The organism is Nocardiopsis sp. NPDC050513, from assembly GCF_044457925.1.
GTDB lineage: Bacteria > Actinomycetota > Actinomycetes > Streptosporangiales > Streptosporangiaceae > Nocardiopsis.
The window spans coordinates 112,811-129,068 of the sequence record NZ_JBITHK010000010.1; the positions used below are offsets into that span (position 1 = coordinate 112,811).

Annotated in this window: 17 protein-coding genes; 12 read left to right on the forward strand and 5 right to left on the reverse strand. The window is 75.5% G+C overall.

The genetic code is table 11. From position 1 onward, the window contains the following. The first annotated feature begins 54 nt into the window (after positions 1 to 54). The 3 genes from ACIBFB_RS19045 to ACIBFB_RS19055 all read left to right on the forward strand — a co-directional run bounded on the left by ACIBFB_RS19045 (position 55) and on the right by ACIBFB_RS19055 (position 5,004). Entirely contained in the window at positions 55 to 3,078 is a 3,024-nt protein-coding gene (locus tag ACIBFB_RS19045) for an SNF2-related protein (RefSeq protein WP_397231832.1), read from the forward strand. Next, positions 3,075 to 3,818 carry a hypothetical protein gene (locus ACIBFB_RS19050; RefSeq protein ID WP_397231834.1) on the forward strand — a complete coding sequence of 248 codons (744 nt, stop codon included), beginning with the start codon at positions 3,075 to 3,077 and terminating at the stop codon, positions 3,816 to 3,818. Before ACIBFB_RS19045 ends, ACIBFB_RS19050 begins: the two co-directional genes overlap by 4 nt. 349 nt (positions 3,819 to 4,167) lie before the next feature. Continuing rightward, positions 4,168 to 5,004 carry an SAM-dependent methyltransferase gene (locus ACIBFB_RS19055; RefSeq protein ID WP_397231836.1) on the forward strand — a complete coding sequence of 279 codons (837 nt, stop codon included), beginning with the start codon at positions 4,168 to 4,170 and terminating at the stop codon, positions 5,002 to 5,004. 85 nt (positions 5,005 to 5,089) lie between these two features. Here ACIBFB_RS19055 and pcaD read toward each other — a convergent pair whose 3' ends face one another. Then, positions 5,090 to 5,866, reverse strand: coding sequence for a 3-oxoadipate enol-lactonase (gene pcaD, locus ACIBFB_RS19060; protein ID WP_397231838.1), 777 nt, complete (start codon positions 5,864 to 5,866; stop codon positions 5,090 to 5,092). Positions 5,867 to 6,037: 171 nt separating this feature from the next. Between pcaD and ACIBFB_RS19065 the strand changes: the two genes are divergently transcribed. Then, entirely contained in the window at positions 6,038 to 6,841 is an 804-nt protein-coding gene (locus ACIBFB_RS19065) for an IclR family transcriptional regulator C-terminal domain-containing protein (protein WP_397231840.1), read from the forward strand. A gap of 133 nt (positions 6,842 to 6,974) precedes the next feature. Here ACIBFB_RS19065 and ACIBFB_RS19070 read toward each other — a convergent pair whose 3' ends face one another. Continuing rightward, positions 6,975 to 7,586: a TetR/AcrR family transcriptional regulator C-terminal ligand-binding domain-containing protein gene (locus ACIBFB_RS19070; protein WP_397231842.1), complete on the reverse strand. Its 612-nt coding sequence runs from the start codon at positions 7,584 to 7,586 to the stop codon at positions 6,975 to 6,977. Positions 7,587 to 7,683: 97 nt separating this feature from the next. Here ACIBFB_RS19070 and ACIBFB_RS19075 point away from each other — a divergent pair, with 97 nt between their 5' ends. Then, positions 7,684 to 8,727: an aldo/keto reductase gene (locus tag ACIBFB_RS19075; protein WP_397231844.1), complete on the forward strand. Its 1,044-nt coding sequence runs from the start codon at positions 7,684 to 7,686 to the stop codon at positions 8,725 to 8,727. A gap of 60 nt (positions 8,728 to 8,787) precedes the next feature. On the opposite strand, the gene ACIBFB_RS19080 is transcribed toward ACIBFB_RS19075, so the two are convergent. The 3 genes from ACIBFB_RS19080 to ACIBFB_RS19090 form a co-directional block, all read right to left on the reverse strand. Next, positions 8,788 to 9,309: a GNAT family N-acetyltransferase gene (locus ACIBFB_RS19080; RefSeq protein WP_397231846.1), complete on the reverse strand. Its 522-nt coding sequence runs from the start codon at positions 9,307 to 9,309 to the stop codon at positions 8,788 to 8,790. 62 nt (positions 9,310 to 9,371) lie between these two features. Next, positions 9,372 to 10,205 carry an alpha/beta fold hydrolase gene (locus ACIBFB_RS19085; RefSeq protein WP_397231849.1) on the reverse strand — a complete coding sequence of 278 codons (834 nt, stop codon included), beginning with the start codon at positions 10,203 to 10,205 and terminating at the stop codon, positions 9,372 to 9,374. 64 nt (positions 10,206 to 10,269) lie between these two features. After that, positions 10,270 to 10,533 carry a hypothetical protein gene (locus ACIBFB_RS19090; protein ID WP_397232048.1) on the reverse strand — a complete coding sequence of 88 codons (264 nt, stop codon included), beginning with the start codon at positions 10,531 to 10,533 and terminating at the stop codon, positions 10,270 to 10,272. A gap of 56 nt (positions 10,534 to 10,589) precedes the next feature. Here ACIBFB_RS19090 and ACIBFB_RS19095 point away from each other — a divergent pair, with 56 nt between their 5' ends. From ACIBFB_RS19095 to ACIBFB_RS19125, 7 genes are all read left to right on the forward strand, one after another. Next, positions 10,590 to 11,210, forward strand: coding sequence for a hypothetical protein (locus ACIBFB_RS19095; protein WP_397232050.1), 621 nt, complete (start codon positions 10,590 to 10,592; stop codon positions 11,208 to 11,210). A 168-nt stretch (positions 11,211 to 11,378) separates the two neighbouring features. Beyond that, complete coding sequence (locus ACIBFB_RS19100) at positions 11,379 to 12,023, forward strand: GTP cyclohydrolase II (protein WP_397231851.1); 645 nt, start codon at positions 11,379 to 11,381, stop codon at positions 12,021 to 12,023. Continuing rightward, entirely contained in the window at positions 12,016 to 12,744 is a 729-nt protein-coding gene (locus tag ACIBFB_RS19105) for a CDP-alcohol phosphatidyltransferase family protein (protein WP_397231853.1), read from the forward strand. Before ACIBFB_RS19100 ends, ACIBFB_RS19105 begins: the two co-directional genes overlap by 8 nt. Positions 12,745 to 12,792: 48 nt before the next feature. Then, positions 12,793 to 13,767 carry a zinc-binding alcohol dehydrogenase gene (locus tag ACIBFB_RS19110; protein WP_397231855.1) on the forward strand — a complete coding sequence of 325 codons (975 nt, stop codon included), beginning with the start codon at positions 12,793 to 12,795 and terminating at the stop codon, positions 13,765 to 13,767. A gap of 66 nt (positions 13,768 to 13,833) precedes the next feature. Then, positions 13,834 to 14,217 (forward strand): 6-pyruvoyl trahydropterin synthase family protein, encoded by a 384-nt coding sequence (locus tag ACIBFB_RS19115; protein ID WP_397231857.1) that lies wholly within the window; start codon positions 13,834 to 13,836, stop codon positions 14,215 to 14,217. Continuing rightward, entirely contained in the window at positions 14,214 to 15,248 is a 1,035-nt protein-coding gene (locus ACIBFB_RS19120) for a glycosyltransferase family 4 protein (protein WP_397231859.1), read from the forward strand. Before ACIBFB_RS19115 ends, ACIBFB_RS19120 begins: the two co-directional genes overlap by 4 nt. Next, complete coding sequence (locus ACIBFB_RS19125) at positions 15,245 to 16,042, forward strand: class I SAM-dependent methyltransferase (protein WP_397231861.1); 798 nt, start codon at positions 15,245 to 15,247, stop codon at positions 16,040 to 16,042. The genes ACIBFB_RS19120 and ACIBFB_RS19125 overlap by 4 nt, the downstream gene beginning before the upstream one ends. The last annotated feature ends 216 nt before the right edge of the window (positions 16,043 to 16,258 follow it).

A 16,258-nucleotide genomic window follows, 5' to 3' on the forward strand; every position in this document is an offset into this window, starting at 1 on the left:
GCCGTGTCGTCGGCCCCGGCCATACTGGGGGCCGACGACGGACGGGGAGGTGCGGTGCGGGTTCTGCACGGGGTGTGGGTCGGGGACGCGCTGGCGGTGTGGGCCGAGGAGGCCCGGTCCGCGTCCGGTCCGGATCCCGCGGACGCCCCGCCGCGGCACCCCTTCGCCCTGTCGGCCGGTGGACTGCGGTCGCTCCTCGGGTCCCTGGGGGCCGGGGAGGAGGCCGCCGAGGCCGCCGACGACGAGCTGCGGCTGACCCTGCCCGGCGACGACCGCGCCCCGACCCGTTCCGACGCCGCCGACTCCGGCGGCGCTCCGGCGCGGCTGCTCTCCTGGCGGGTCCCCGCGCTGGTCCTGGACGCGCGCCGCGCCGAGACCCTGCTGGACGTCCTGGGCGGTCCGGGGGGCGGCCGGGTCCGACTGGGCCCGGCACTGGCGCACCTGGGTGCGGTCCGCGACTGCGCCGAGGACCTCGTCACCGCCGGGTGCGTCCTGCCCGACCTGGTCGGCGACCCGCCGCGTGCGCGTTGGCGGCCCGCCCCGGTCGAGGCCGCCGAGGCCCGCCTGTCGGCGCTCACCGCCGCGCTGCCGACCGCGGCCCGCGCCCATCGGCCCGAGGACGGCCCCGACGAGGCGGCGCGCTCCTGTGTGCTCGCTCCGCTGGAGCTGCTCACCGACGCCGTCGCCCGCCGCCTGGCCAGGCGTCCGCACGGTGTGGCGGACCCGACGGGCGCCGCGGGCGCGGCGGCGAGCGATACTCCGGCGGCCCGGCTGGCGTCCGCGCTCGCCGGGGCGGACCCCCGCGTGGATCCGGCCACCGCCGAGGCGCTGCGCGGACCCCTGCGCGAGTGGCGGGCGCGCGTGCGCGGCCCCGGCCGGGCCCGACTGCTGTTCGTTCTGCGCGAGCCCGACCGGGACAGCCCCTGGGCGGTGGAGTTCTGGGTGCGGTCCGACACCGACCCGGGGCTGCGGCTGCCCCTGGAACGGGTGTGGCTCGGCGAGGGCGCCGCGTGGCTGCCCGACGACGTGGGCGAGACCGCCCTGGCCGACCTGCGCCGCGCCGCCCGCCACCACTACCCCGCGCTGCGCCGGGCGCTGCGCGACCTGGCGCCCGCCCGCCTGCTGCTGGACACCGCCGGGGCGGAGTCCTTCGTGGCCGACGCCGCGCCGAGGCTGGGAGCCGCCGGGTTCGGCGTGGTCCTGCCCGAGTGGCGCGGCCGCCAGGCCCTGGGACTGCGCATGACCGTGGAGGAGGCCCCGCGCCGGACCCGGGGCGGAGTGGGCGTCGCCGACCTGGTCAGGGTGTCCTTCGAGGCGCTCGTGAACGGGCCCGGATCCGGGGAGCCGCTGTCCGGGGAGGAGCTGGACGAGCTCGCGGAGCTGGCCCGGCTCAAGCGGTCGCTGGTGCGCGTGCGCGGCAGGTGGATGGAGATCGACCCCGAACGGGTCGGTTCCGCCCTGGAGGCGCTCCGGAGCCGCGCTCGCCGGTGGTCGCGGGTGGACGAGGCGCTGCGCGCGGCGATCGGGGTCGCGGGCGCGGCCCCCCTGCCCGTCACCGACGTGGTCGCCGAGGGACCCGTCGGCGCCCTGCTGGAGGGGGGTGTCTCGGCGGAACTGCGGCCCATGGGCGCTCCGGCGGGCTTCGAGGGCACGCTGCGCCCCTACCAGGACCGGGGCGCGTCGTGGCTGCGCTTCCTCGGCGAACTCGGGCTGGGCGCGATCCTCGCCGACGACATGGGGCTGGGCAAGACTGTCCAGCTGCTGGCCCTGCTCACCGACGAGCGCGCGGGGGGACGCGCCCCGGGGCCGACGCTCCTGGTGTGCCCGGTGTCCTTGGTGGGCAACTGGTCGCGCGAGGCCGCCCGGTTCGCCCCGGACCTGCGCGTGCACGTCCAGCACGGCCCGGACCGGCCGGTCGGCAACGCCCTGGCGCGGCTCGTGGGCGCGTGCGACCTGGTGGTGACCACCTACGGCGTGGTCACCCGCGACGCCGGGGAGCTGGCCGCGCTGCCCTGGCACCGGGTGGTGTGCGACGAGGCCCAGGCGCTCAAGAACCACGGCACGCGCCAGGCGCGGGCGGTGCGGTCGCTGCCCGCCGCCACGCGGATCGCCCTGACCGGGACGCCGGTGGAGAACAACCTGGGGGAGCTGTGGTCGGTCATGGACTTCGCCAATCCCGGACTGCTGGGGTCGGCCCAGGACTTCCAACGCACGGTGGCCGAGCCCGCCGACGGCGACGGGGGCGCGGCGGCGGATCTGGTGCGCCGACTGACCCGTCCGTTCGTGCTGCGGCGCCTCAAGACCGACCGGTCGATCATCGCGGACCTGCCGGAGAAGTTCGAGGCGCGGACGTGGTGCACGCTCACCCCGGAGCAGGCGTCGCTGTACAAGGCGGTGGCCGACGACATGGCCGAGCGGATGGCCGAGGCGGACGAGAAGGAGCGCAAGGGCCTGGTCCTGGCGACCATGGCGCGGCTCAAGCAGATCTGCAACCACCCGGCGCAGTTCCTGGGCGACGGGTCGGCGCTGGCCGGACGTTCCGGCAAGCTCGACCGGCTGGAGGCGATCCTGGGCGAGGCCGCGGCGCAGGGAGACAAGGCGCTGTGCTTCACCCAGTACGCGCGCTTCGGCGACCGTCTGGCTCCCTACCTGCGCTCCCGGTTGGGGGTTCCGGTGCTGTGGCTGCACGGCGGCACCCCGCGGTCCGAACGGGAGGAGCTGACGCGGCGCTTCCAGGACGCGCCCGGTCCCATGGTGTTCCTGCTGTCGCTCAGGGCGGCCGGGACCGGGCTGAACCTGACCGCCGCCAACCACGTGGTGCACGTGGACCGGTGGTGGAACCCGGCCGTGGAGAACCAGGCCACCGACCGCGCGTTCCGGATCGGACAGCGACGGGACGTGCAGGTGCGCAAGCTGGTGTGCGTGGGAACCGTGGAGGAGCGGGTGGACGAGATGATCGAACGCAAGAGCGCGCTGGCCGAGGGCGCGGTGACCACCGGGGAGCACTGGTTGGCGGGGCTGTCGGTGGAGGACCTGCGCGAGGTGGTGCGCCTGGCGCCGGAAGCCGTGGCCGGATGAGCGGGACGTGGTCGGCCCTGGTGGGCGCGGCCCTGGGCGCGTCCGCCGACGCCTCCGGGGGCACGGTGGAGCGGTGGTCGGTGCGGCCGGGCGAGGTGCTCGCCCGGGTGGGCGGCGCCGGTGGCGCCGTCCACGAGGCCAGCCTCATCCGGCCGGTGCTCGCGGACGGGGACTGGGAGCGGGCGTGCGCGGCGCTGGCCTCGCAGCCGGTGTTCCGTGCCCGGCTGCTGGCCGGTGAGCTGCCGCCGGCCGCGGCGCGCGTGTTCGGACTCCTGGGGCTGGCGCTGGTGCCGCGCGGGTGGGCGGACGTGGTCGCCACCTGTTCGTGCGACCACTGGGAGGGCCGCTGCTCGCACCTGTCCGCGGCGGCGGCAGCGCTGGCGCGCGAGGCCGACCGGGACCCGTTCACGCTGACGCGGTGGGCGGGCCGCGAGCGCCGCGCCCTGGTGGACCGGGTGGCTGCGTTTTCCCTGCCGGGGAACGGGCCGGCACAGGACCGGGAAGCGGAGGAGAACGCACCGGCGGGCGCGAACGGCGGGGAATGGATCCCCCTTTCGGAGAACGGACGGGAAGCCGCCGACGTGTCGGCGGCCGTGTTCTGGTCGGCGCCCGAACCGCCTGCCGCGCCGCGCTTGCCGGGGAACGCGGGCGCGCGTGTCCGGGCGGCCGCGCCCGGGGCGATCGCCGACGAGCTGCCATTGTTCACGCACGCGGAGGACGCCCCCGCGAAAGTCGAATAGCCTCCGTGGGATTTTCTGTGGAAAACGCCGATGGGCGCGTAGTTCCGCGGTTACGATTCCTCTGGAGACCGCACCGGGTGACTGTGGGCCACCGGGGTGTGCCTCCGCCGCGGAGACCGTCGACCGCGCACCCCGGCCGCGGGGCCAGCCACCCCGCACGCCGGTGCGCACGCGGCCCGCGTCCCGCACCCGCTCAGGGCCCACCGCCGAGTCCGGCCTCCTCGCCGTGGACGCTCCCGTGAGCGCCCGCGCCCGCCGTTCGCACCGCGTCCGGCGGCCACACCCGCACCGCACAGCAAGGAGGCAGGGACCCGCCCCGGCTCAGGAGTCGGCGCGCCCCGGACCGCACATGGCCGATCGCTTCCCCCCCGACATCGACATGGACACCCCCAGCATCGCGCGGATGTACGACTATCTGCTGGGCGGCAAGGACAACTTCGAGGTGGACCGGGTGGCCTGCAACGTTCTCCTGGACCGGGTCCCGGAGGTGTTCGCCCTCGCCAACGACAACCGCGCCTACCTCACGCGCGCGGTCGAGTTCGTGGCCTCGCGGGGGGTGGAGCAGTTCCTCGACCTGGGGGCGGGACTGCCGACGGCCGACAACACCCACCACGTCGCGCAGCGCGCCAACCCCGGCGCCCGGGTGGTCTACGTGGACAACGACCCGATCGTCGCCGCGCACGGCCGGGCCCTGATCGACGACGGCCGCCAGACCGCGTTCCTGCACGAGGACTTCCGCGCCGCGGACCGGATCCTGGACGCACCCGAGACCCGGCGACTGATCGACACCGACCTCCCGGTGTGCCTGATGGCGGTCTCCCTGTTGCACTGCGTCCCCGACGACGAGGACCCCTTCGGCGCCCTGGCGGCCCTCGTCGACCGTCTGGCGCCCGGATCCCACGTGATCTTCTCCCACTGCGTCACCGACGACCCCGTCGCGGGCGAGTGGATCACCGAGAAGATCCTCTCCTTCGGCACGCCGTGGGGCCGGGTGCGCAGTGAGCGGGAGGCGGAGGCCGCCTTCGCCGGGCTGGAGCTGGTCAGCCCGTGGACGGACGCGCGTGACTCGGGTCCGCGCACGGTGGACTGCGCCACCTGGCGGCACCCGGAGCAGGATCCGCTCACGCGCCCGGCGGACCCCGGGATCACGTTGTGGGAGATGGCGGGGGTGGCCGTCAAGCGCTGACGACACGCCGTCGCGGTCGGGAGGCCGCCGGGGGCGCGGCGTCCGACGCGCCCCCGGTCAGGCCGCGGCCCACGCGGCCCCCCGCTCACCCCCGTGTCGGAGCGAAGTGCTCCGCGAGCAGGGTGTTGACCTTGGCGGCCCGCTGCCAGGACAGCAGGTGGGCCGCGTCGTCGAGAACGACCAGCCGGGCGTCCGGGACCCGTTCGGCGATGAGTTCGCCGTGGCCGCGGGGCGGGGTCCCGGCGTCGTCGGCCCCCGCCACCACCAGTGTCGGCGCCTGGATCCGGTCCAGATCGCCGCGCACGTCGTGGCGCTCGATCGCGGCGCAGCAGCCCGCGTACCCCTCGGGGTCGGTGGCGGCGATGCCGTCGCGCATGCGCGCCACCTCCTCCGGGTGCTCCTTGGCGTAGGCCGGGGTGAACCACCGCTCCACGACCGCGTCGGCGAGCGCCCCGGCGCCGCGCTCGCGGACGACGGCGATCCGGTCGCGCCAGGTGCTCGGCGGCCCCATGTGCGGTGACGTGGCGAGCAGGGCCAGGCGGTCGATCCGTTCGGGGGCGTGGACGCCCAGCCACTGGCCGACCATGCCGCCGAGGGAGAGCCCGGCGAAGTGCGCGCGCCGGATCCCCAACCGGTCCAGGAGCCGCAGCACGTCCCCGCCGAGGTCGTCCATCGAGTAAGGGCCCGCGGGCGCGGGCGTGCCTCCGTGTCCGCGGTGGTCGTAGCGGATCACCCGGAAGTCGGCCGAGAGCGCCTCGACCTGCGGCTCCCACATCCGGAGGGTGGACCCGAGCGATCCGGCGAGCACCAGGGGCGGGGCCTGCGCCGGTCCGCTCTCGGTGTGGTGGACGTCGACGGTCATCGCTTCCCTCTCCATCTCGGCACGGCTCGCGCCGCCGGTCCTACCCGCGATCCGGTCGGTTCATCCCTCGGGGCCACCGCGAGCGTGACGCATCCAGCACGGTGTGACACGATCACTGCGACCACGGGCGTTCCCGCTCCCGCCCACCCCCGTCCCGACCAGGAAGGCCCCATGTCCACCGAAGCCGAACCGGCCCGCGGCACCCACTTCGTGCAGTCCCTGGAGCGGGGACTGTCGGTGCTCCGCGCGTTCTCCGCCGAACGGCCGTCCATGACCCTGAGCGACGTGGCCCGTTCGACCGACCTGACCCGTGCCGCAGCCCGGCGCTTCCTGCTCACGCTGGTCGACCTCGGCTACGTGCGCACCGACGGGCGCCTGTTCTGCCTCACCCCCCGCGTCCTGGAGCTGGGCTACGCCTACGTGTGCTCGGCCGGGCTCCCCGACGTCGCCCAGCCCCACCTGGAGGGCCTGTCCGCCCAGGTGCGCGAGTCGGCGTCGGTGTCGGTCCTGGACGGAGACGACATCGTCTACGTCGCCCGGGTGGCCACCCTGCGCATCATGACGGTGGCGATCACCGTGGGGACCCGCTTCCCCGCCGCGGCGACGTCGATGGGGCGCGTCATCCTCGCCGGGTTCGACGACGACACCCTGAAGTCCTACCTGTCCAGAGTCGACCTCCCCAAGCTCACACGGCACACGATCACCGACCGTGCCCGCCTGCGCGCCGAACTGGACCGTGTGCGCCACCGGGGCTACGCGGTCGTGGACCAGGAACTGGAGGAGGGGCTGCGCGCGGTGGCCGCGCCGATCCGCGACACGTGCGGCCGCGTGGTCGCTGCCGTGAACGTGTCCGCGCACGCGGGGCGGTCCTCGTTCGATGACATCCACCACCGTCTGCGCCCCGCCCTGCTGGAGACCGCCGCGCTGATCGAGGCGGACCTCGCGTCCGTGGCCTGCCGGGACGCCGAGCGGTGACCCTCCCGGCCCCGGACACGCTCGCCCTCCGGCGCCGCCGGGCGTGCGGGGAACGCGACCGCGGACGCCCACGCCTCGGGCGCGCCGGGCGGCGCCGACCCGCCCGAGGCGTGGAACGCGGGCGGCTGACCCCTCACGAGCGCGCGTACACCCCGGCCCGGGCCGCCTCGAACGCTGCCCTGGCCGCGCGTTCCGCGCTCTCGGAGTCCAGCGGGTCGCCGCTCAGGAGCGCGCGGTAGTACAGCGGCGCCGAGACCGCCCGGACCACCTCGCGGGCGTCGGTGCCGGGGGGAACCTCGCCGCGTCCGACGGCCGCGTCGACGCAGGGCGCCCACTCACCGATCCGGGTGGCGTAGAACCGGTGCAGCGCCCGGGCGGTCCTGTCGTCGCAGGTGGCGGCGGCGATCACGGCCCGGAAGAGGGCCCCCTGGCGGGGGTCGGCCAGGGTGTCGCGCACGAGGCGGGCGTTGGCGGTCAGGTCCTCCAGCAGCGACCCGGTCTCCACCCTGGGCAGGGACTGCTCGGCCATGTCCTCCAGCAGGTCGGCCACCAGGGCGGGCACGGTCCCCCACCGGCGGTAGACGGTCGTCTTGCCGACCTCGGCCCGCCGGGCCACGTCGGCCAGGTCGAGGCGGTCCACGCCGTGCTCGGCCAGGGCGTCGCCCGCCGCGCGCAGCACGGCCTCGCGCACGCGGGCCGTCCGTCCTCCGGGACGTCGGGTGCCCGGTTCCTCACTCGCCGCCATTAAAGGGACTCCCGTTCCATTAGTGCTCGTTTCGTGCTAGCGTGCATCCCATATTAACGGAACCACAGACCCGTTAACGATGAGTGGGAGGATCGTCATGCAGTATCGAACCCTGGGCTCCAGCGGACTGCGCGTGCCCGAGCTGAGCCTGGGCACGGGGACCTTCGCCGGTCGCGGGCCGCTCTTCGGCGAGTGGGGCGCCGGCGACCACCGCCAGGCGCGCCGCATGGTGGACATCGCCCTGGAGGCGGGGGTGACCCTCTTCGACAGCGCCGACGTCTACTCCGACGGCGCCGCCGAGGAGGCCCTGGGCGCGGCCCTGCGCGGACGTCGCGACCAGGCGCTCATCTCCACCAAGCTCGGCCTGCCCACGGGAGAGGGCCCCCAGGACGCGGGGACCTCGCGCGCCCGGATCGTCGAGGGCACCGAACGGGCGCTGCGCCGCCTGGACACCGACCGAATCGACCTGCTCCAGTTGCACGGCTTCGACGCCGCCACCCCGGTCGAGGAGAGCCTGTCCGCGCTGGACACCCTGGTCCGCGACGGCAAGGTCCGCTACGTGGGGGTGTCCAACTACGCCGGATGGCAGCTGATGAAGGCCCTGGCCGCCGCCGACCGCCTGCACCTGCCCCGGTACGCCGCCCACCAGGTCTACTACTCGCTCGTCGGCCGCGACTACGAGTGGGAGCTCATGCCGCTGGCCGCCGACCAGGGGGTGGGCGCCCTGGTGTGGAGTCCGCTGGGCTGGGGCCGCCTGACCGGGCGGATCCGTCGCGGAACACCGCTCCCCGAGCGCAGCCGTCTGCACCGGACCGCCTCCCTGGGACCGGCCGTGGACGACGAGGTGCTGCTCGACGTCGTCGACGTCCTGGTCGAGCTCGCCGAGGAGACCGGGCGGACGGTGCCGCAGATCGCGATCAACTGGCTCCTGCGCCGCCCCACGGTCTCCTCCGTCATCGTCGGGGCGCGCGACGAGGACCAGTTGCGCGACAACCTGGGTGCGGTCGGGTGGGAGCTCACCCCCGACCAGGTGGCGCGCCTGGACGCGGTGAGCCACCGCGAGCCGCCCTACCCCCGGTCGGCGTACCACCGCCAGGAGGGCTTCGCACGGCTCGACCCGCCCATGTTCGCCCGGGCCTGAACGCACGCGGGCGGCCCGCCGGGGACCGGTTCCCGGCGGGCCGCCCGCGTCCGGACCGGGTCAGGCGGGGCGCATCCGGAACACCTGGAGGCGCATGCCGTAGTACTTCTCGGTCTCGCCGACCCATTCCATGCCGAGTCGGCGAGCCACGGAGATCGCGCGCTCGTTCCTCGGCCGCGCGACCGCGAAGAGCTCCTCGATGCCCTGCCCGAACGCCCAGTCGGTGACGGCCTTGCTGGCCTCGGTCGCGTACCCCTGGCCCCACAGGTCGGGGCGGACCGCCCAGCTGAGTTCGAAGTCCTCCTCGAAGGGCGGGAGCAGCTTGAGTGACAGCCCTCCCACCAGTTCGCCGTCGGAGGCGCGCACGATCGCCCACCGCCCCGCGGGCGGGATCAGGTTGGGGCCCGCCTCGATCCAGGCGTGCAGCACCGATCGCATCGCGCCGATGTCGGTCACCGGGTGCCATTCCGGTGTCAGCCAGCGCGCGACGTCCTCGGCCCCGTAGATGTGCAGGGCCGCCTCCGCGTCGTCCAGCGCCCACTCCCTGATGAGGAGTCGGTCGGTCCGCAGCTCAAGGCTCATAGCAACCAAGGTAACCCGGACCGCCCGACCTGGACAGGGGGCCGCCGCGACCGGGGGGCGGTCTACGCCCCGGCGAGGACCTCGCGCAGCCGCGGCTCGAAGGCCTGCGGATCCTCGGCGAAGCCGGTGTGGCCGCCGGGGAACATGACCGGTTCGGCGCCGATCCCGGCGGCGAGCGCCCTGGACGCGCGGTCGCACAGCTCCCCGGCCGAGTCCTCGCCGATCCCGACCACGACGCGCGCGGGCACGGCGCGCAGGGCGCCGAGATCGGGGCGCCAGCGCGTGGTGCCGCGCAGTTCGTGCTCGTAGAAGCGGCGTTCGTCCGCGATCGCCTGGGCGTCCCGGTCTCCGCCGAACATCTGCTGGACCACCTCGTCGGGCATGGCGATGTCGGCGTTGGCCATGAACAGGCGCCAGGCCCCGACGACGTCGCCGGCCAGGTAGACGGCGATCATCTCCTCGGTGCGGGCGTGCAGCGTGTCGCGGTCCGGCAGCAGCTCGTTCAGCGGCGGCTCGTGGGCGACCACGGTGTGCGCGAGATCCGGCCGGGACTGGGCGAGGGCCAGGGCGGTGACGGCGCCGCCGCTGGAGCCCAGGACCGCCGCGGGCCCGGCGTCCAGGTGGACGATGAGACGGGCCAGGTCGTCGGCGCGCAGGTCGGGCGTGGAGTCCTGGTCGGGGTCGTCGAGCGGGCTGCGGCCGATCCCGCGCGGGTCGGTGGTGAGCACCGTGTGGTCGGCGGCGAGCAGGTCGGCGAGCGGCGCGAAGGAGTCGGCGCCCATCGGGGATCCGACGAGCGCCACGAGCGGTCCTTGGCCGCGCACCTCGTGGTACAGGCGCGCGCCGGGGACCTCCAGGGCGGCGGACGCGGCGGTCGTGGTGGTGGAGCGGTTCATCGGGGGCCTCCCGTGGTGGATGTGCGGACACCGTCACCGGTAGGACCCCCGCTCGCGCCGAAAGTCATCGCACCGCGCCGGACTTTCTCGCGAGGCGTTCCGCCAGGGCGGTCAGGGGGCGGCTCCGGGTGAGCGCGCGCCAGCGGTCGGCGAGGCGACCGCGCCGCGTGCGCGGCGACGGCGCGGGCGACGTCTCCTCCCCGTCCCCGATCCTGGCCACGCGCTCGCGCAGTCGGTCCCTGACCTGGTCGGGTGTGTACGCGCGGCGCCTGCGTTCGGCACGGGCGATGACGACCCCGGTGGCGGCGACGCCGACGAAGGCGGCCACACCGAGCACTCTCCTCCAACGCATGTGCCTAGGCTAGCGGTGTGACGGAAACGAGCATGTCCCTGGACGAGGCCCTGGCCATCACGCGGACCGGCGACGCGTGGGTGTTCCGCGGCACGAGCGCGGCCGACCGGGCGATCCAGCTCGGCACGAACAGCCCGGTCAACCACGTCGGCATGACCCTCACGATCGAGGACCTGCCGCCGCTGATGTGGCACGCCGAGCTCGGGCGTTCGCTCGTCGACATGTGGACGGGCGCCCACCAGCGCGGAGCGCAGCTGCACGACCTGCGTGACGCCGTCCTGGTGTGGGGCCGCCGGTACGGGCAGGAGTGCTGGCTGCGGCAGCTCGACCCCGTGGCGACCCCCGCCATGGAGGACGCGGCGCTGCGCGTCGTGGCCAGGCTCAACGGGACCCCCTTCCCCTCGTCTGCGGCGATGGTCGCCCGCTGGCTCCGCGGCCGGATCCCGGTGGGCCGCCGCGCCCGCGACCGCGACCTGGAGACCACCTACTGCGCGGAGGTCATGGGTCTGACCTACGAGGCGATGGGGCTGCTGCCCCGCGGCCGCCGCCCCGGGTACTACGGCCCCGGGCGGTTCTGGAGCGGCGCCGCCCTGCGCCTGGCCGGCGGGGCGACGCTGGGCGGGGAGATCCGCGTCGTCCTTCCCGAGTCCTGAGCGGGCCCCGCCCGCCGCGGAGCACCCCCATGAACTGGAACGCGTCACAACTTTCTCCGCTCCCCCCTCATCCACGAAGGACGACGGCCCATACGCCCACACACGGCGAGGTTTTCGCTACGGACCGGGTGGGCACCGGGCCGTTGTGACGCCTGCGCGAGGGGGATCATGTACGAGCAGACCATCGACCCGGCTGACATCGCCGAGTCCGAGCTGGCCACCCGCCGTGGGACGTTCCGCGCGCTGGCCTTCCGCGACCCCGTGGACCGGCAGGAGCATCTGGCGCTGACCTTCGGCGCGCTCGGCGACGGTGAGGAGGTCCTGGTCCGGATGCACTCGGAGTGCGTCACCGGCGACGCCCTGGGCGCCCTGCGGTGCGAGTGCGGCGACCAGCTGAACGCGGCGCTCGACGCCATCGTCGAACGCGGCCGGGGCGTGCTCGTCTACCTGCGCGGCCACGAGGGACGCGGGATCGGTCTGCTGGAGAAGGTCCGCACACTCGCCCTCCAGGACGACGAGGGTCTGGACACGGTGGACTCGGCCACGGTGCTCGGGCTCCCGGTGGACGCCCGCTCCTACGGGGCCGCCGCGCGCCTGCTCCGGCACCTGGCGGTGCGGTCGGTGCGGCTGCTGTCGAACAACCCCGCCAAGGGGCGTGCCCTGGAGGACCACGGGATCAAGGTGGCGGCGAGGGTCCCCCTGCTCGCTCCGCCGCGCGAGGAGAACATCGCCTATCTGACCGCGAAGCGGGACCGTATGGGACACGACCTGCCGCACCTGGGCGGGGACGGTCCGGAGCCCGGCCGTGGGTGAGCCGGTGCGCTACCAGGTGGCGGGCGCCCTGGTGGCGCAGACCGCGCTGCTGTCCGTACTCGCCGCGACGGTGGGGTTGGGGCTCTGGGCGTGGTCGGCGGGGATCGCGCACGCGGTGGTGGGAGCGGTCCTGCTGCTGTGGTCGGCGCGTCGGTCCGGCCGCCGCCGTCTGGGGGTCGCGGACGGGATCACGCTGACCCGGGCGGTCCTGGGAGGAGGGGTCCTGGCGCTGGCCGTCGACGGCGGCGCGGTGTGGACTCTGGTCGCCCTGGCCGCGGTGGCGCTCGCGCTCGACCTGGTCGACGGCGCGGCGGCGCGGCGGAGCGGGACGGAGTCGGGGTTCGGCGCCGCGTTCGACATGGAGACCGACGCGCTGCTGATCCTGGTGCTGAGCGCGTTCGTGGCGCTGACCCTGGGGCCGTGGGTGCTGGTGATCGGGTTGATGCGGTACGCGTTCGGCGCGGCGGCCTGGCTGGCCCCGTGGCTTCGGGGCCCGCTGCCGCCGAGCCGGGCGCGCAAGGCGGTCGCCGCGGTGCAGGGGGCGGTCCTCGTGGTCGCGGCGGCGGAGGTGCTGTCCGCGGTGGTGGCGACCGTGCTGGTGGCCTCGGCCCTGGCGGCGTTGGCGTGGTCGTTCGGCCGTGACGTCCTGGGGTTGTGGAGCGCCGCCCGCCCCCGCGCGGCGCGGGCTCCGAGGCCGGTGTCGGCGTCGGCGAGGACGTGACCCCCGCGGGGGTGCGGCGACCGCCTGGTGCGGGACGGAGGAGGACGTATGGGTGAGCGGGCGCGCGCGTTCTGGGTGGACGGCCCCGGGTCGGGCGAGGTGCGCGACATCGCCGTGGCCGCGCCGGGCGAGGGCGAGGCGCTGGTGCGCACGCTGTACTCGGGGGTGAGCCGGGGCACGGAGGCCCTGGTCTTCCGGGGCGGGGTTCCGCCCGGCCAGTACCGGGCGATGCGGGCGCCCTTCCAGGAGGGGGACTTCCCCGGCCCGGTCAAGTACGGGTACCTCAACGTCGGGGTGGTCGAGGAGGGCCCGGCCGACCTGGTCGGACGCGTGGTGTTCAGCCTGTATCCGCACCAGACGCGGTTCGTGGTCCCGGCGGCGGCGGTCCGGCGCGTGCCCGACGGCGTGCCGCCCGGGCGGGCGGTCCTGGCCGGGACCGTGGAGACGGCGGTCAACGCCCTGTGGGACGCGCCGCCGCTGGTCGGTGACCGCGTCACGGTGGTCGGCGCGGGGATGGTGGGATGCTGCCTGGCCCGCCTGGCCGCGGGGGTCCCGGGCGCCCGGGTGCAGCTGGTGGACACGGATCCCGCACGCGCCGGGATCGCCGACCGGTTGGGGGTCGGCTTCGCGACGCCCGGAACGGCCGCTCCCCGGCGCGATCTGGTCTTCCACACCAGCGCGAGCCAGGAGGGTCTGGCCCGGTGCCTGGAGTTGGTCGCCTCCGAGGGCGAGGTGGTCGAGCTGAGCTGGTACGGCGATCGCGAGGTGCGCGTGCCGCTCGGCGGCGACTTCCACTCCCGCCGCCTGACGGTGCGCGCCAGCCAGGTCGGGTCCCTGGCTCCGGCACGGCGCGGCAGGTACGGCTTCGGCGACCGCCTGGACCTGGCGCTGCGGCTGCTCGCCGACCCGGCCTTCGACGCGGTCGTCACCGGGGAGAGCCGCTTCGAGGAGTTGCCGTCGGTCCTTCCCCGCCTGGCCGACGGGTCGCTGCCCGCCCTGTGCCACCGTGTCGTCTACCCCTGACCCCGTCCGGGTCCCGGTTCGTCCGGACCCGCACCCGTCCCGATCCCCGTTCCGAGAGGACGACCCTTGTTCAGTGTCACCGTCCGCGACCACCTGATGGTCGCGCACAGCTTCCGAGGCGACGTGTTCGGACCCGCGCGGAGGCTGCACGGCGCCACGTTCGTCGTGGACGCGACCCTGCGCCGCCCCGAGCTCGACGAGGACGGCATCGTCGTGGACATCGGTCTGGTGACCCGGGAGCTGGGCGCGCTGGTCGCCGAGCTGAACTACCGGAACCTGGACGAGGTGCCCGAGTTCGCGGGGATGAACACCTCGACCGAGTTCCTCGCCCGTGTGATCGCCGACCGGTTGGTGGAGCGGATCGACGCGCGCGGGCGCGGCCTGACGGGGGTGTCGGTGACGCTGCACGAGTCGCACGTGGCGTGGGCGAGCTACGAGCGCGACCTGTGACCGTGGCGTTCGTGGTGCCGCCGGCCGTCGTTCCCAGCGGCGGCAACACCTACGACGCGCGGATCGCCGCGGCGCTCGGCGCGCTCGGGCGGCCCGTGCGCCGCGTCGAGGTGCCAGGATCCTGGCCGCGGCCGACCGCCGCCGACCGCGACCGCCTGTCCCGGGAGCTGGCGCGCCTGCCCGACGGTTCCGGTGCGCTGGTGGACGGGCTGGTCGCCTGCGGGGTGCCGGAGGTCGTGGAACCGCACGCCGACCGGCTGCGGATCGTGGTCCTGGTCCACCTCCCCCTGGCCGACGAGACCGGGCTGCCCCCCGACGAGGCCGCCGCCCTGGACGCTCGCGAACGCGCGGTGCTCGGGATGACCGGCGTGGTCGCCACCAGCGGGTGGGCGGCCCGGAGGCTGGCCGACCACCACGGCCTGGCCCGCGTCCACCACGTCGCGCCGGGCACCGACCCCGCACCGCTCGCACCCGGCACCGACGGCGTCTCCCGCCTGCTGTGCGTGGCGTCGGTGACCCCGCGCAAGGGGCACGACCTGCTCCTGGAGGCCCTCGCTCGGCTGGACGGGCCCTGGGAGTGCGTGTGCGTGGGACCGATCGGCCGGGACGCGCACGCCGAGCACGTGCGCGCGCGGGCGGGGGCGCTGGGGGTGCGGCTGACGGGGGCGCTCACGGGGGCCGCTCTGGAGTCCGCCTACTCCGCCGCCGACCTGGTGGTGCTGCCCTCGCGCGCCGAGACGTTCGGCATGGCGGTGACCGAGGCTCTCGCGCGCGGTGTGCCGGTGGTGGCCGCACGGGTCGGCGGGGTCCCCGAGGCCCTGGGGCGGGACGCCGGGGGCGGCCGGCCCGGCCTCCTCGTCGCCCCGGAGGACGCCGTCGCGCTCGCCGCGTCGCTGCGGCTCTGGCTCGCCGACCGGGATCTGCGCGAAAGACTGCGAACCTCGGCCCGCCGGCGGCGATCAGAGTTGGCAGGATGGAAGCAGGCGGCGCGCGCGATGTGCGCGGTCCTCGACCAGGAGGGGTGCCGTTGACCTCGACCGGAGTACCGGCGTTCGCACCGGAGTGGCTGGCGCTGCGCGAGGGCGCGGACGCGGAGGCCAGGTCGGAGCGGGCGGTCGAGGAGGTGCGCGGGCACGGTCGCGTGGTCGCCGACCTGGGGTGCGGCACGGGATCGTTCGGCCGGTGGCTCGCGCCGCGGCTGCCGGAGTCGCGGCGGTGGGTGCTGTTCGACCGGGATCCGGCCCTGCTGGCGCTGGCGCGGGAGAGCGTGCCGGTCGACCGTGCGCAGACCCGCGAGCTGGACCTGGCGTCCTTGCGGGCCCGCGACCTGGAGGGCGTGAGCCTGGTGGCGGCCTCGGCTCTGCTGGACCTGTTGACGCGTGCCGAGGTGGAGGCGCTGGCCGGGGCGGTCGTCGGGGCCGGGTGTCCCGCGCTGTTGACGCTGACGGTGGCGGGCCGGGTGGAGCTGTCCCCCGCCGATCCGCTCGACGCGCGGGTGGCGCGGGCCTTCGACGACCACCAGCGGCGCGGCGGGAGGCTCGGTCCCGACGCCGCCGCCGTCACGGCCGAGGTGTTCGCGGGGCTGGGGGCGCGCACGCGCGCGTTCGCGAGCCCGTGGCGGTTGGGGCCGGACCGCGGCGACCTTCTGGCCGAGTGGTTGCGCGGTTGGGTGGGCGCGGCGGCCGAGCAGGAACCCGGGCTCCCGGTGGCGGCGTACCTGGAGCGGCGGATGGAGCAGTGCGAGCGGGGCCGTTTGCGGGCCGCGGTGCACCACACCGACCTGGTGGTGCTGCCGCCTCCGGCGCCGGGATCGGAGGCGCCGTGAAGGCCCCACCAGGCGCTGACGTCACCTGGGCCCCGGGCGCACTGCGGGACCCAGGCCGCAAGCGAACCTCCGGTGGCCGACGGGGGACGAACACCACACGGAACACGAGGGCGCCGCGGGACCGAAGCGCCGGGCGAGTCTCCGTCGACCCACCGACCACGGCTCCCCCACCAGACGCCGACGCCACGTGGGACACGGGCGCACCGCAGGACGCAG